This window comes from Paraburkholderia gardini, assembly GCF_907164545.1.
Lineage (GTDB): Bacteria > Pseudomonadota > Gammaproteobacteria > Burkholderiales > Burkholderiaceae > Paraburkholderia > Paraburkholderia gardini.
The window spans coordinates 45,033-58,984 of the sequence record NZ_CAJQZB010000009.1; the positions used below are offsets into that span (position 1 = coordinate 45,033).

A 13,952-nucleotide genomic window follows, 5' to 3' on the forward strand; every position below is an offset into this window, starting at 1 on the left:
TTGTCCTAGTTCATTTCATGCGAGCAGAGCGGAATCCACTTGAGGTCAGGTGAAATCGTGCACCTGCGGGTACTGCTCGAACACGTCGCGCATCGTTTCCAGTGCGCTTTTATAGGTCTCTTCGCCGACCTCGGCGCCGACGCACACGCGTACCGCATTCGGCCGGTCCGCGTCGCGCACGAGAAATGGATCAGGCGAAGTCACGGCAATATCGCGGTTGCGCAGTTCCCTCACCAGACGGTCGGTACGCCAGTGGTCGGGCACGCGCAACCAGGCAGACAGTGCCTGAGGATGCGCGCCGAGCACATAGTTGCCGAGCGTTTGCTGCAATTGCGCCTGACGCCGCCCCAGAAGCTCGCGCTGTATTTCCACGAGCCGTGCGGCAGTTCCATCGACGATCCAGCGCGTCGCCACCTCGGCCATCGGCGGCGTCGCCATCCAGCTGCTCACACGCAGCACGCTTTCCGCGCGTAGCGCGAGCCGCCGCGGAGTGGCGAGATAGCCGATCCGCAAACCGGCCATGACCGACTTCGTCAAACTCGTGCAATAGAACGACAGATCGGGAATCAGACTCGAAATCGGTGTGCCGGCTTTTGCCGGCAAGGGACCGTAGACATCGTCCTCGATAACGTACACGCCGTAGCGCTCGGCGATTTTCGCAATCGCGCGACGCCGCGAATCGGGCATCAGCGCGACCGTGGGATTGTTCAGGGTGGGCGTGCAGACAAGGGCCGTGATGCGCTCGCTATCGCACATCTCCTCGAAGTGTTCGGGGTGAATGCCGTACTCGTCGATCTCAAGACCCTTCAACGTGAAGCCCAGTACGTTCGCCGAGCCGATCACGCCGTGATCCGTGAGGCTTTCGCACAGCACCGTGTCGCCGGGTCCCACCAGCGAAGCCAGCGCCAGAAAGATGCCATGCGCGGCGCCGTTCGTGACCAGCAGCGTATCCGCCGAAGCCGGCATGCCCAACGACGCGAGCCACGCGATCCCGGCCTGCCGGTGATGCTCGAAGCCCGCGATGGGCCGGAACGCGCGAATCCAGGGCTGGTCGTCGAGCGTCGAGAGCGTCGCGCACACCTTGCGCCACATGGCGTCGTGTTCCTGCGTATGGATGATCCGCGCGATCGAGAAGTCGACCACCGAGCGCTCGGCCGTATCGAGCATATAGCTCGACATGGTTTCAGTGACGCGCGCCGCCACGAAGCTGCCGCGCCCCACCTCGCAACGGATCAGCCCTTGCCGCTCCAGCTCCTTATAGGCGTTAGTCACCGTCTGCACGCTGATCGCCAGTTCTCCGGCGACGTCGCGCTGCGGCGGCAGGCGCGCGCCCGCCAGCAACGCAGCACTTTCGATGTCGCCCGCGATCGCCTTGACCAGCCGCTTATATTTCGATTCCACGCCGTGCACCGCACGCACGGCTTCCCGCCATTGCTCGATCACCGCTGCCCTCCGCTGTTGTCGGGTCACGCATTCATACCTCGCTCCGATAGTGCGGCCAAACAGTGCATGAAAATTATTGTCCTAGAGCATTAGCAAACAAAAATATGGCTTTGTATCCTGCATTCACGGACGCGCTGCCGGCCGGGTCGGTCAGCAGCAACGCCGGCCTTTCACCCCGCTGCGGCGCATGATGCACCGCGACATTCAAACGCCACGGAATGGGATCGATATGAAAGCGAAGCACACTTCAGGATTGCTGGGAGCGCTCTGCGTCGCCGCGGCGGCTCTGGTGACGCAGGCTCAGGGCGCATCGGCGGAAACGACGTTGCAGCGCATCCAGCGCACCGGCGAAGTGCGTATCGGCTATGCAAACGAAGCGCCGTTTGCCTACACGACACCTGACGGCAAGGTTACGGGCGAATCGCCGGAGATCGCCCGCAAGATTTTCGCCAAAATGGGCGTGAAGAAAGTGGACGGCGTGCTGACCGAATGGGGTTCGCTGATTCCGGGCCTGCGCGCGGGCCGTTTCGACGTGATCGCCGCCGGCATGTACATCACGCCGGAGCGTTGCAAACAGGTGGCGTTCGCCGATCCGCAGTACCAGATCGAGGACACGCTGCTCGTGCTGAAGGGCAATCCGAAGAATCTGCATAGCTTCGGCGATATCGGCAAACAGCCCGACCTGAAGCTGGCCGTGATGGCCGGCGCGGTCGAGCTCGCCAATTCGCGCGATGCAGGCGTGAAAGATGCCCAGTTGATACAGGTGCCCGACACCACCGCGCAACTGCAGGCCGTGCGTGCGCGCCGCGCCGATGCGGCCGCCGGTACGACGTTGACGATGAAAGGCCTCGCCGCCAAGGACGCTGGCCAGGTCGAAGCGGTGGCAAAGTTCACGGACGATCCGAAGCACACCGGCTACGGCGCGCTCGCGTTCCGTCCCGAGGACACCGATCTGCGCGATGCGGTCGACAAGCAATTGCACGCATGGCTTGGCACGCCCGACCATCTGCAAACGGTCGCCCCGTTCGGCTTCGACAGATCGAATCTGACGACGCGTACCGCCGCGGACATCTGCGGCAAGTAGTAGCCCGCTACACGCCCGGCTCATCGGCAACGTGGTATCGAAGGCCGGTCATGAAGCTTAAGGCGCGCGCAACCGCGCGCGCCGTCATGCAAGCGAGGAACCGCCATGCGTGAACTGTTTCCCCTGCTGCTCCAGGGCACCCTCGTCACGATCGGGATCGCCGCGTGCAGCACCGTGCTCGCCATCGCCATGGCGTTCGTCGGGACGGCCGCGAAGCTCGCGCCGTGGGCACCGCTGCGCTGGCTCGGCAACGCCTATGTCGAGACCTTTCGCGGCACCTCGTTGCTCGTGCAACTGTTCTGGTTTTTCTTCGTGCTGCCCCTGCCGCCGTTCCGGATCGAGATGACGCCGTTTACCGTCGCGATCGTCGGACTCGGTCTGCACTACGGCGCGTACGGCTCGGAAATCCTGCGTGGCGCGCTGCGCTCGGTGCCGGGCGCCCAGTTCGAGGCGGCGCTCGCGCTCAACCTGTCGCCACTGACCCGGATGCGCCGCATCATCCTGCCGCAAGCAATGATCAACGCGTTGCCGCCCGCCACCAATCTGATGATCGAGCTGCTCAAGGGCACCTCGCTGGTGTCGCTGATCACGCTGTCGGACCTGACGTTCCGCGCCCGGCAACTCGATGAGGCCACCTTCAGGACCGCGCAGATTTTCACGCTCACGCTGCTCATCTACTTCGTGCTCGCGCAGATTCTCGCCACACTGATGCGGTATTTCGAACGCCGTGTGAGTCATGGCATCAATCAGAGGGCCGTTCGATGAACAGCTTCTTCGATCTGCATTACGCAGTACGGATTCTGCCCGCCCTGTTGCACGCGTCGATGTACACGATCCTCATCACGTTGATCGGTTTCTCCGTCGCGCTGGTGCTCGGACTCGTGTTCGCGGTGCTGCGGCGCAGCCCGATCAAACCGCTGGCGCGGACCGTCGGGTTCGTCGTCGAATTCATTCGCAGCACGCCCTTGCTCATTCAGGTCTATGTGCTGTTCTATGTGCTGCCTGTGTACGGCATCACGATGTCCGCGCTGACCGCGGGTACGATCGGTATCGCGCTGCACTATGCGTGCTACACGTCCGAGGTGTATCGCGCCGGCCTGAACGGCGTGGCGCGCGGCCAGTGGGAAGCGGCGTGCGCGCTGTCGCTGTCGCCGTGGCGCACCTATAGCGGCGTGATCCTGCCACAGGCGATTCGCGCGGTGATTCCGGCACTCGGCAATTATCTGGTGGCGATGTTCAAGGACACGCCCGTGCTGTCCGCGATCACCGTGGTCGAATTGATGCAGCAGGCCAAGAACATCGGCTCGGAAACGTTTCGTTATCTGGAACCGATCACGCTGGCGGGCATCTTCTTCCTGCTGATCAGCGTGAGCTTCGCGCAACTCGTGCGACGGCTTGAAAACGGATTGAGGCTGCCGTGACCATGAAGACCGACCTTGATGCCCTCGATGCTCACCCCCCTTCGCATCCGGATCCATCCGTGGAGAACCCAATGAAACGAGACGATCCCGCCGCCGTACTTGAGTCGCAGACCGGTGCGCGAGGCGATGCGCCAATGGTGCGCTTTACCGGCGTGACGAAGCGCTACGGTGCGCTGACGGTACTCGACGAACTCGATCTGGAAGTCGGCCGCAATGAGAAAGTGGCGATCATCGGCCCGAGCGGTTCAGGAAAATCGACCCTGTTGCGCGTGTTGATGACGCTCGATCCGCTGACCGACGGCATGATCGAAGTGGACGGCGAACCGCTCACGCACATGCGCAGGAACGGCGTGCTGGTGCCGGCCTCGGTCAAACATCTACGGCGCGTGCGCAGCAAGATCGGCATGGTGTTTCAGAGCTTCAATCTGTTTCCGCACATGACGGCACTCGCCAATACGATCGAAGCGCCGATTCAGGTACTGGGGCTCTCACGCAAGGAAGCGACTGGGCGCGCCCGCGACCTGCTCGCGCTCGTCGGCCTCGAGGACAAATGCAATCACTATCCATCGCAGCTATCCGGCGGTCAGCAGCAGCGCGTGGCGATTGCCCGCGCGCTGGCGATGCGGCCGAAGGTGATGCTATTCGACGAAGTAACGTCGGCGCTCGATCCTGAACTGTGCGGCGAAGTGCTGAACGTGATCCGGCGGCTCGGCAGCGAGCACGATCTGACGATGCTGATGGTCACGCACCAGATGGGCTTCGCGCGTGAATTCGCGGACCGTGTGTGCTTTTTCTCGCAGGGCAAGATCATCGAACAGGGTCCGCCGCAACAGTTCTTCAGCGCGCCCCGGCATGAACGGACGCAGCAGTTCCTGCGGGCTGTGAAGGAAGCGGTGTGAGGTTTGCGATGGTGTCGCAGTCCGACATTTACGCGCGGCTGAGAATCCGGTACAAGTCGTTTGCGCGATTCAAATGCGCACGCATCGCTTCAGCCGCGCCGTCGCCATCATGTTTCGCGATCGCATCGACGATTCGCTGATGCTCCGACAACGTTAATTCCTCGGCACCCGGCGCGCGCACTAGCGGCTGGTAGTACTCTCCCGCCCAGCGAAACAGCGATTCGACAATCGACGGAAAAATCGGATTGCCGCTGATCAACGCGATCTCGCGATGAAACGCCATGTCCCGCTCGATAAACTCCTCGAGATTGACCATTGAAGCGCGGTGCCGGGCGACACTGAGTTGCAGCCGGGCGACGTCTTCCTCCGTTGCCCGCTCCGCCGCCATACGCGCAGTACCCATCTCGAGAAAGACGCGCGCCTCTTTCAGGTGGACCAGCATGTCGGGATGGCTGCGCAGCAGATGCATCGCGCCGCCGGCAACCTGCGCGATCAGCCGGTCTGCCGTGGGAACGACGACCCTCGCGCGCTCACCGTGGACGATCTCGACGATGCCGGAGCGCTCCAGCGTTTGCAGCGCTTCGCGGATAGCCGGCCTGCCTACCCCGTAAATTTCCATCAACTCCCGCTCGGATGGAAGCTGGGCGCCCGGCGCAATTTCGCCCGAGCGGATGCGCTCCATGAGCCGGTCGACAACTTCCTGATACAGCTTTCTACGCTGAATGATCTCAGCCATGACATGTCCGCATAAAACAGGTGGTGTAATGACCTTACCACGGACCACCCGACAGATGGAAGCGTGCCAGGCGAACGGTGAGCGTGACACCGCAAGACCACTGGCCGCGGCGCAACCGTTCGCTGTTTCGACACGCGTCCCGACGTCACGCCCCCGACACCCGCCCTTCCCTGACTGCGCCAAAGAATGCCGCATCGCCCAGCTGGCCGCCTTTCAGCACGATTTGCAGACCATCGCGCCGCGCCTCGGCGGACCACGCGCGACACAGAGGGGCGCCTGGCGCAAGTCCTGCCACGACGCTCAGCGCATCGATACCGAGCGCGCCTGCCACTTCGCCCGAGCTGTCGCCACCCGCGACCACTACACGCGGCAGATCGAAGCGGTCGAGCAGCCGCCGCATCACCTCCGCCAATGCGTGCCCGACCATGCGCGCCGCGTCGTGGCGCGCAAGCCGTGCTGACGATGCAATGGCGTCGAAGCCGGTTACCGCCGGATCGTCCGGCCCCTCGGCGCTATGCACGATCGTGCTGATCCCCTGAGTCAACGCCTGTCCGGCCGCCGTCACGACGCGTTCGATCTCCGCGGCGCCATCGCGCGGATCGAGCGCCCTGTGCAAATCCAGGCGCTCCGCGTGAAAACCGTGCGCGCGCGCCCAGCCGATCTGCGCGGCCGTCACCGGCGAGCAGCTGCCGCTTGCTACAGCAATCGCCTGAACGGGTCCGGCGACGGGTAGCGATGGCGTCGGCGGTAACAGGCCGCACGCTCGCCAGTACGCCGCAAGCGCGTATTGCAAGCCCGACGACGCCGCCGTAAAGATCCCTTCACCGCGCTGCTCCCAGATCAAACGGCCCGCCGCCGCCAGCGTCTCTTCGTCGAGCACGTCGATCAGTGCCACCGGCGTGTCGGCTGCGCTCAGTGCGCGCACCCGGGTGTCGATATCGCTGCCGCGAAGCTGGATCATGTCGATCAGTTCGATGCGGCGCGCTGTCTGCCTCGCGAGATGCAGGCGAAGATCGGCCTCGTTCATCGGCGTGACGGGATGCCGTGACATCGTCGGATGCCGGTCGAGTCTGTAGCCGGCACCATCGACCGCGGCAAACAGGTTGCCGAACATCTGATAACGCTTCAGGCGCGGCGCACCCACCACCATCGGCGACCAGCTTCCGGGCATATGCTTCACGCCGATGTCGATCGCGCGGCCGATCGACCCGACCTCCGGGGACGAATCGAACGTCGAGCAAACCTTGTATTGCAGGATCGGCGCACCGAGCGCGGCAAGGCTTGCAAATGCCTCTGGCAGTTCGTCGTCCATCCAGGTGGTCGAACGTCCACGTGAAGAGCCGGCCATGCCCACGCATCGAACTTCTGGAAATCGCGCCAGCAACTCGCGCGTGGGCTGTTGCAGACACAGCACCGTCGGCACGCCGGCGGCCGACATGGCCTCCATCGCGTCCGTCGACCCGGTGAAGTCGTCACCGTAATAAGCGAGCAGCAGCCCATCGGGCCACGTCGCCTCGCTCGTTCCGTTCATTTCCAGAACTCCAGCGCGGCGTTCAGTGCGGGATGACGTGCAGCATGCTGCTTCAGCGGCACCCCTGCGATGGCCGCGACCCATGCCTCGCGCAACGCCTCGACGCCTGCCGCCACGCCGCCGGGATGACCGAAAATGCCGCCGCCGGCTGTATGAATCAGATCGGCGCAGCCGATCGCGGCGTACGTGTCCGCTGCCTGCAGGCCGGTCTGTCCCGAACTGAAGACGGGCATCGCCGGCATCGGCGCTTCGGGCATCACCGGCGCGAGCACCGCGCGCGCGGCGGCGATCACGCTGTCATCGGGTTCGCTGAACTTGTTGCGCAGTCCGTTCACATGCAAATGGTCGGCACCGGCAAGACGCCAGATCATTTGCCACGGCGCGTAGTCCCAGCCGAGTTCCGGGCAGCGCGACAGATACCCCCAGCCAGCGCGATGCGCGTGAACCGGCAATTGCGAGTGGCGACGCAGTTCATGCAGGCCGACGAGGCCGACGGAGTTCAGCACCGCCATCACGCACGTCCCGCCCTCGGCCAGCACGAGATCGTGGCGACGACGCATCTGGTCCAGGTCGCCGGTCAGATTGAACGCGACCATCGCCTTCTTGCCGGTGCGATCCGCCTCCCGGTTGACCACGCGCATGACCGCCCGCACGCGCTCGTCGAACGGACAATGCGGACCATCCGCCTGCAACTCGTCGTCCTTGATGAAGTCGATGCCGCCCGCGACGAGTTCGCGCACCTGCTGCGCGGTCTCCGCCGCCGACAGGCCCACGCTCGGTTTGATGATCGTGCCGATCAACGGTCCGTGGGTCACGCCGCTCAGCCGCCGCGTGCCTTCGATACCGAACGCCGGCCCCGGATAGGCCGCCGCGAACGACGGCGGCAGTCTGAGCTCAGTCAGACGCAGGCCCGACACCTGGCGCAACTCGAACAGATTGCCGGCAATCGTGGACATCAGATTCGGCAACGATGGACCGATGTTCCCGATCGGCCACGACAGTTCGAGCGTGCAACGCGTGTACGTGTCCGACGCGATTCCACCCGACAGGCTCGGCGCGCCAACCGTCTCCAGCACGGTGAGGCGCTCGACACGCGCGCCCGAACGGGCCTTCAGTTCCGGCGTTTCGTTGGGCAGCGCGACGAAGGTGCCGCTCGACTGTTCGCCGGCAATCACGTCGGCGGCGCGCTGTGGATCATCGCCCGTTTCGAGCCAGTAAGTGGCGTGGATACGTTCGCTCACGATATCAGTCCCTGTTCATAAATCAGCATGCAGGCATGGTTCTCCGGTCTGTCAGGTAATCCGGCGAATACTCTCGGCGATCTCCGCATGATCGAACACGTTCTTCCAGTCGTCGCGCATCAGCCGCGGCTTGCCGAATTCGATCGCCTTGTTGCACGCATCGGAGAACGCGCCGGGAATTTCGTTGAAGATCACCGCGCTCAGGATGTTCATGTGGCCGAGCAGAAAGTCGCGCGCGGCTTCCCTGGGCACGCCTCGCTTCACGGTCTCGTCCATCGCTTCGCGCATCACGTACAGCAGCGTCGCGCAGACCGTTTCCGACAGGCCGGGTTCGAGCAATGCCATCTGGTCGACACTCAGTCGATACGAGCGAAGAATCGGCGCGTAGATCACCTTCGCCACATCTTCACCGAGATCGAACGCTGCTTCCGGACCTTGCATCAGCGCGCTGGTGATCGACTGCTTCGCATACGCGCCCCCAAAGAAATCGCGGCGCGCCCTGGGATCGGCGTCGTCGTTGAAGATCAGCGGATGACACGGGTGCGCGACGAAATACGTCAGGTCGTCGCGCTTTGGCAGATGACCTGCAAACGGCGCCGCGGCATCGAGCGTCATCACCATCGTGCCCGCCGGCAGCTTCGGCGCGATCTCGTGACTGAGCTTGCCGATCAGCGTGTCAGGTACGGCGAGAATCACCACTTGCGCGCCGTCGAGCGCTGCATCGACCGATACGCACTCGACGTTCAATTCTTCCTTGAGGCGCTTCTGTCCTGCCTCGCTCACCTCGACGTGGGCGACGCGGTAGTCGGACTTCAACAGGTTGCTGGTGAGGCGAAAACCCATCTTTCCGCCAGCGCCGAATAGTGCGATCTTTTCTTTCATGGTGCGACCTCCTTGCATGGATTCATTGAAATGCGCGACAGCTAGCCTGAATGCGATTGGGGTTCGAGCGCCGCAGGTGCAGCGCCGTCGCCGGATTGCTGCAGCCGCGAGTTACTGCAGAACGCGAAAGCGAGTCCCGCGCTAACCAGCATCAGTGCGCCGACGACAAACATGGGCATGTGATAGGAACCCGTGGCGTCCTTGACTGCGCCAGTCAGATACGGCGCGACGAAGCCCGCGAGATTGCCGATGGTGTTGATCAGCGCAATGCCCGCGGCGGCGGCGGCGCCGGACAGGAAACGCGCGGGCAGTGCCCAGAAGTTCGGCAGCGCGGAAAAGATCGCGCAAGCGGTGACGGTGATCACCGCGACGGTGGCCGCCGGCGATTGCATGTACAGCGCGACCGGGATGCTCGCCGCGCCGATCAGCGCCGGCACACCGATGTGCCAGGCACGTACGCCGTGTTTCGTCGCGTTGCGGCTCCAGAAAAACAGTGCGATTGCGGCGGGCAGATACGGAATGGCCGTGATCAAGCCTTTCTGGAACACGTTGAAATGCGTGCCGAACTGGCCTTCGAAGCCGCCGATGATCGTCGGAAGGAAAAATGCCAGCGCGTAGAGACCGTAGATCAGGCCGAAATACATCAGCGCGAACATCCAGACGCGGCCGCTTCTGAGGGCGGCAAACGCATGCATCGAGTGCGGTGTGGAAGCGTCGGCGCGGACGCGCTCCTCCGCTTCGAGTTCGGCGGTGAGCCAGGTTTTCTCGGCGGGTGTCAGCCAGCGCGCCTGCGATGGACGGTCAGCCAGATAAAACCATGCCACGACGCCGATCACGATGGCCGGCACAGCGACACCGAAGAACATCACACGCCAGCCCGCGAGCCCGAGCACGCCATGCGCCTCGATCAGCAAGGCGGCGACGGGCGCACCGATCACGATCGTCAGCGGTTGCGCCAGGTAGAAGAGCGCGAGGATGTGGCTGCGATATCGCGCGGGCACCCACATGCTGAGGAACAGGATGGCGCCCGGGAAAAATCCCGCCTCGGCGACGCCGAGCAGGAAACGCAACGTGTACAGGCCGGGAATGCTGCTGACCCACGTGAACAGCAGCGCGACGATGCCCCACGACACCATGATCCGCGCCAGCCAGCGACGGGCGCCGAACTTGTGCAAGGCGAGGTTGCTCGGAATTTCCAGCACGATATAGCCGATGAAAAACACGCCGGCTGCGAGCCCGAACTGCCCGGCGCTCAAGCCGAGATCCTTCGTCATGCCGTTCGGACCGGCGAACGAGATCGCCGTGCGGTCGAGAAAATTGATAAAGAACATCAACGCCACGAACGGCACCAGCCGGATCGACACCTTGCGTATGGCCGATCGTTCGATGGGATCCACAGGTACGGTTTGCATCTCACATCCTCCAGGCTGGCCGCCTTTCGTGCACATCACTCATGTGATGAACTGGTATGATGAGTAGACCATCATGCTTGAAATTTAGACACTGGGGTATTCACCAAGTAAGTTTCATCAGCAAGAAAAGCGGGCATCGGTCGTTCCGCCATCACGCGTTTTCGCGTTGACGTCGACAGCCGGTCAGGAAGATGAACGTCGGGCTTCGTATGGCGGGAAATCCCGTCCAAAAGGTGTCAGCCCGGAAGCGATCTGGACGCAGGCAAATGGATCGAGGGCGAAGGTGTCGCACCCGGTGCTGATGGCGTCCGCCAGTACGCGCCCGACGCGCGCCTTCGCCGCCGACGATTCGTCGAGCGTCGCGACGCCCAGTTCACCCATCCTGTTCCCGCAACCGGAATCCAGCCGCACCGTGCGTTTCTCCGGCGTCAGGTTGGCGATGATCAGACGCAGGCGTCCCCCGGCGTCCCGCGCCCCGAAGCACGCAACGTCCCGAGGTCTTTCGGAGCGGCACTGCAACCGGCTTCTACCCGCCATCCGCGCCAGCGCAGCCGCGACATGAAATACCGGGTAGCGCGCCGGATCCGTGGCGCTATCGGCCAGCCCACCGGCCAGCCCACGCGGTCCTGTCAACGCGCCGAGAGTTAGACACTCGAGCGCGGCGCCTTCCAGCGCCATCGCATAACCCGCCAGCCAGGCGGCGCCAAACAGACCGCGCTGACGTGGGTCGTCACCGGCCATCGCCACGCGCGCACCTTGCGGGTTGGGCATCACGCGCGAACCATACGGGTTCTGTCGCATGCCGATCGATACCGGTCCGATCGCATACGGCTGCGTGCCGATCAACGCGCGACACGAGCGCGTTATATGCGGGATCGCCTCCAGCGTTTCCATTACGCTGCGATCGTCGGCTGCGTGAACGATTGGACAGGTTGCATGCGTGACCCAATCGACCCGATCCAGTGGCGGCCGCTTCCGGTTGAGTTCCGTGAAGTAACTCAGCATCCCGCCGCCCAGACGCAAATCCGGAAACGCCCGACGGCAGGCGCGGTACACATCGTCCAGCGACGGGCACGGCGGGCTGCTGCTCCCCGGCGGATTCGACTGCCGGTGTACGGACGGACTGACGACGATGCCGGTCAACGCGAGCCCGGCCTGCCGGATCTGTACCGCAATCGATTGCAATTCCTCTTCAGGAGCGCCGACGCCGGGCAGCGCGCATTCAAGCACGGCCGCAATCCCGGCGCGACGCTGGAATTGCGCGAACCGGTCGAGCTCCGCCTGACCGTGACCGGCGAGCGGATCGAAGTGCAGCGTCAGTTGCTGCGGCGCGAGTTCGGCCAGCAACGGCAGATTCGCAAACGCCGCGTCGATCTCATCGGGTGCAATCGCGACGCCGAGAGCGGGCATGGGTTCGTTCATGCCGTGCAGGTCGATCAGGACTTTGCATTCCCGATGCGGCACTGCCGGCAACGTCGGCGATTGCTCCCGCGCGGCTTCGATCTGAAGACGCACCGACTGCTCGTGCGTCGAGCCCGCTTCCATCGTATAGGGCCACGGCAGTTCGAGCGGCCGCGAGTAAGTCTTGAACGACGCGTCCGACCAGTTGCGCTGGTCTTCCATTTCGAAGACGTCACCCGTGAAAGAGCAGCGTACGTTCAGCCCTGACGCAGGCGAATGCTCGATCGTGCGGATGTCCTTGAACGGTTGCCACGGATCGATCAATGCGGGAAACGACGACGCGTCGACCGTGCCGTCACCATGCCCGACGCGCGCCGCCGCGCCCGCCACGCCGTCGACCGGATGCAGAACCACGAAGCCGCAGCGCGCGGCAAGAAAGTCGGTTTGCGCCGTCGCGCGCGCGCGGAATTCGAGCGCGCCGTCAGCGTCGCAATCAATCGTGACCGCACAGGTCAGGACGTGGCCGTCGGGATTCGTGCATTCGGCGGTGTACGAGACACGGAAGCGTTCCGCATGCGAGTCGACTTCGATGTCGCGTATCACGGGCCGGCAGGTGCCCCAATCCCGGTCGCGCACGAGCCAGGCGATCGCCCGTATGACTTCGGTGCCCCGATAACGGATATCGCGCAACGCGCCGTCGACGAGCATCGTGGACCACGGTCCGGTCGCCAGAGTCTGCCCTTGCGCTTCGATCTGCGAGGTGCCGTAATACACGTGCGCGAGCGCGGTCTCACGATCATTCATCGCGACACCGCGCTCAACGAACCGGACGTGTCCACGGTCGCTTCTTCTTCGAGCGACTTCAACGTCACCGTTCGACCTTCGCGCGCGGAAAGATAAGTTGCTTCGACCAGCGTGAGTGTCTTCAGATTGTCGCGGCCGCTCGTCGCCGGTTCGCATCCATTGCGAAGGCATTCGATCCAGTGCCGCTGAATGTTCAGGACGCTGCCCTGAATGGCCTCCCAGGGCGCGGATGCCCACGCCAACCGCGGCGGCGTCACGGTTTGCCTGTGCGTGCCGTCACGGTTGTGGATCTCCAGTTGATAGTCCGCCGACAATCGCAGCGTGCCGTCCGCACCATCCACTTCGATCAACGTCTGCGGAAACAGCTCCTGCACGCGCCGCGATGCATAGCTGCAGTCCACCACGCTCGTCACGCCGGACTCATGCGTCAGCAGAATCGTCGCGACGTCTTCACCGGCGATTGCAGGATTCACCCGCGAGGTGGTCGCACTGAGGCGTTCGACGTCGCCAAACAGGAACCGTGCAACATCGAGGACATGAATGCCAAGATCTTCGACGATGAAGCGCTCGTTCTGCGCGAGATACGGTTGTCCGCTGAACACGTCGAACGCTGAACGAAAAGACACCCTGCCCCAGAATGGCGCGCCGATCAGACCGTCTTGCAGCGCGCGGCCCACGGCCTGAATGGCAGGCTGCCAGCGAAAGTTCTCATGGACCATCAACGGCACACCGGCCTGATCGCACGCGGCAACCATCGCGCGTGCATCGGCTAGTGTCAACGCGAACGGCTTCTGGCAGATCGTCGCGACGCCTGCATGTGCCGCCATTTCGACGAGCAGGCGGTGGCTCGGCGCCGTCGTGGCGATGTCGACGAAATCCAGTTCCTCCGCGCTCAACATCGCCGCTGCATCCGTGTACAGGCGCTCGATACCGAACGCCTGCCCGGTTGCCTGCAACCGCTCGCTATCCGCATCGCACAGCGCGACGATTTCGGCAGCATCGATGTCCTGCCAGGCGTGCAGATGGTTTCGCGAGAAGAACCCGCATCCGGTCAACCCGCCCCTGAAGCGCTTCGCCCCCGCGTTTGTTGCATTCATC

At 63.7% G+C, this 13,952-nt stretch carries 12 protein-coding genes; 4 read left to right on the forward strand and 8 right to left on the reverse strand.

Going from position 1 to position 13,952, the window contains the following annotated elements:
• Nucleotides 1-45: 45 nt before the first annotated feature.
• Nucleotides 46-1,443: a MocR-like ectoine utilization transcription factor EhuR gene (gene ehuR, locus LPA37_RS08940; protein ID WP_228982407.1), complete on the reverse strand. Its 1,398-nt coding sequence runs from the start codon at nucleotides 1,441-1,443 to the stop codon at nucleotides 46-48.
• 229 nt (nucleotides 1,444-1,672) lie between these two features.
• Here ehuR and ehuB point away from each other — a divergent pair, with 229 nt between their 5' ends.
• The 4 genes from ehuB to ehuA all read left to right on the forward strand — a co-directional run bounded on the left by ehuB (nucleotide 1,673) and on the right by ehuA (nucleotide 4,847).
• Nucleotides 1,673-2,527, forward strand: a complete 855-nt coding sequence (gene ehuB, locus LPA37_RS08945; RefSeq protein WP_229012327.1) for an ectoine/hydroxyectoine ABC transporter substrate-binding protein EhuB — start codon at nucleotides 1,673-1,675, stop codon at nucleotides 2,525-2,527.
• A gap of 105 nt (nucleotides 2,528-2,632) precedes the next feature.
• Entirely contained in the window at nucleotides 2,633-3,292 is a 660-nt protein-coding gene (ehuC, locus tag LPA37_RS08950) for an ectoine/hydroxyectoine ABC transporter permease subunit EhuC (protein WP_228982359.1), read from the forward strand.
• Complete coding sequence (gene ehuD / locus LPA37_RS08955; protein ID WP_228982365.1) at nucleotides 3,289-3,948, forward strand: ectoine/hydroxyectoine ABC transporter permease subunit EhuD; 660 nt, start codon at nucleotides 3,289-3,291, stop codon at nucleotides 3,946-3,948. The genes ehuC and ehuD overlap by 4 nt, the downstream gene beginning before the upstream one ends.
• Nucleotides 3,949-4,019: 71 nt before the next feature.
• The gene (gene ehuA, locus LPA37_RS08960; RefSeq protein ID WP_324251774.1) at nucleotides 4,020-4,847 is read left to right on the forward strand and encodes an ectoine/hydroxyectoine ABC transporter ATP-binding protein EhuA; all 828 of its coding nucleotides are present in this window, start codon (nucleotides 4,020-4,022) and stop codon (nucleotides 4,845-4,847) included.
• 28 nt (nucleotides 4,848-4,875) lie between these two features.
• Here the strand turns inward: ehuA and LPA37_RS08965 are convergent, their stop codons facing one another.
• From LPA37_RS08965 to LPA37_RS08995, 7 genes are all read right to left on the reverse strand, one after another.
• Nucleotides 4,876-5,583: a transcriptional regulator NanR gene (locus LPA37_RS08965; RefSeq protein ID WP_228982411.1), complete on the reverse strand. Its 708-nt coding sequence runs from the start codon at nucleotides 5,581-5,583 to the stop codon at nucleotides 4,876-4,878.
• Between the two features lie 145 nt (nucleotides 5,584-5,728).
• A complete protein-coding gene (gene oiaK / locus LPA37_RS08970) occupies nucleotides 5,729-7,114 on the reverse strand; it encodes a 3-oxo-isoapionate kinase OiaK (RefSeq protein ID WP_228982366.1) in 1,386 nt (461 codons plus the stop codon).
• The gene (locus tag LPA37_RS08975) at nucleotides 7,111-8,355 is read right to left on the reverse strand and encodes a ribulose-bisphosphate carboxylase large subunit family protein (protein WP_229012328.1); all 1,245 of its coding nucleotides are present in this window, start codon (nucleotides 8,353-8,355) and stop codon (nucleotides 7,111-7,113) included. The genes oiaK and LPA37_RS08975 overlap by 4 nt, the downstream gene beginning before the upstream one ends.
• 51 nt (nucleotides 8,356-8,406) lie before the next feature.
• On the reverse strand, nucleotides 8,407-9,237 hold the full coding sequence (locus LPA37_RS08980) for a phosphogluconate dehydrogenase C-terminal domain-containing protein (protein WP_228982368.1): 831 nt from the start codon (nucleotides 9,235-9,237) through the stop codon (nucleotides 8,407-8,409).
• A 41-nt stretch (nucleotides 9,238-9,278) separates the two neighbouring features.
• Nucleotides 9,279-10,649, reverse strand: a complete 1,371-nt coding sequence (locus tag LPA37_RS08985; RefSeq protein ID WP_229012329.1) for an MFS transporter — start codon at nucleotides 10,647-10,649, stop codon at nucleotides 9,279-9,281.
• A gap of 183 nt (nucleotides 10,650-10,832) precedes the next feature.
• Nucleotides 10,833-12,854, reverse strand: a complete 2,022-nt coding sequence (gene apnL / locus LPA37_RS08990; RefSeq protein ID WP_229012330.1) for a D-apionate lactonase — start codon at nucleotides 12,852-12,854, stop codon at nucleotides 10,833-10,835.
• Complete coding sequence (locus tag LPA37_RS08995) at nucleotides 12,851-13,951, reverse strand: Gfo/Idh/MocA family protein (RefSeq protein WP_229012331.1); 1,101 nt, start codon at nucleotides 13,949-13,951, stop codon at nucleotides 12,851-12,853. Before LPA37_RS08995 ends, apnL begins: the two co-directional genes overlap by 4 nt.
• Between the last annotated feature and the right edge of the window lies 1 nt (nucleotide 13,952).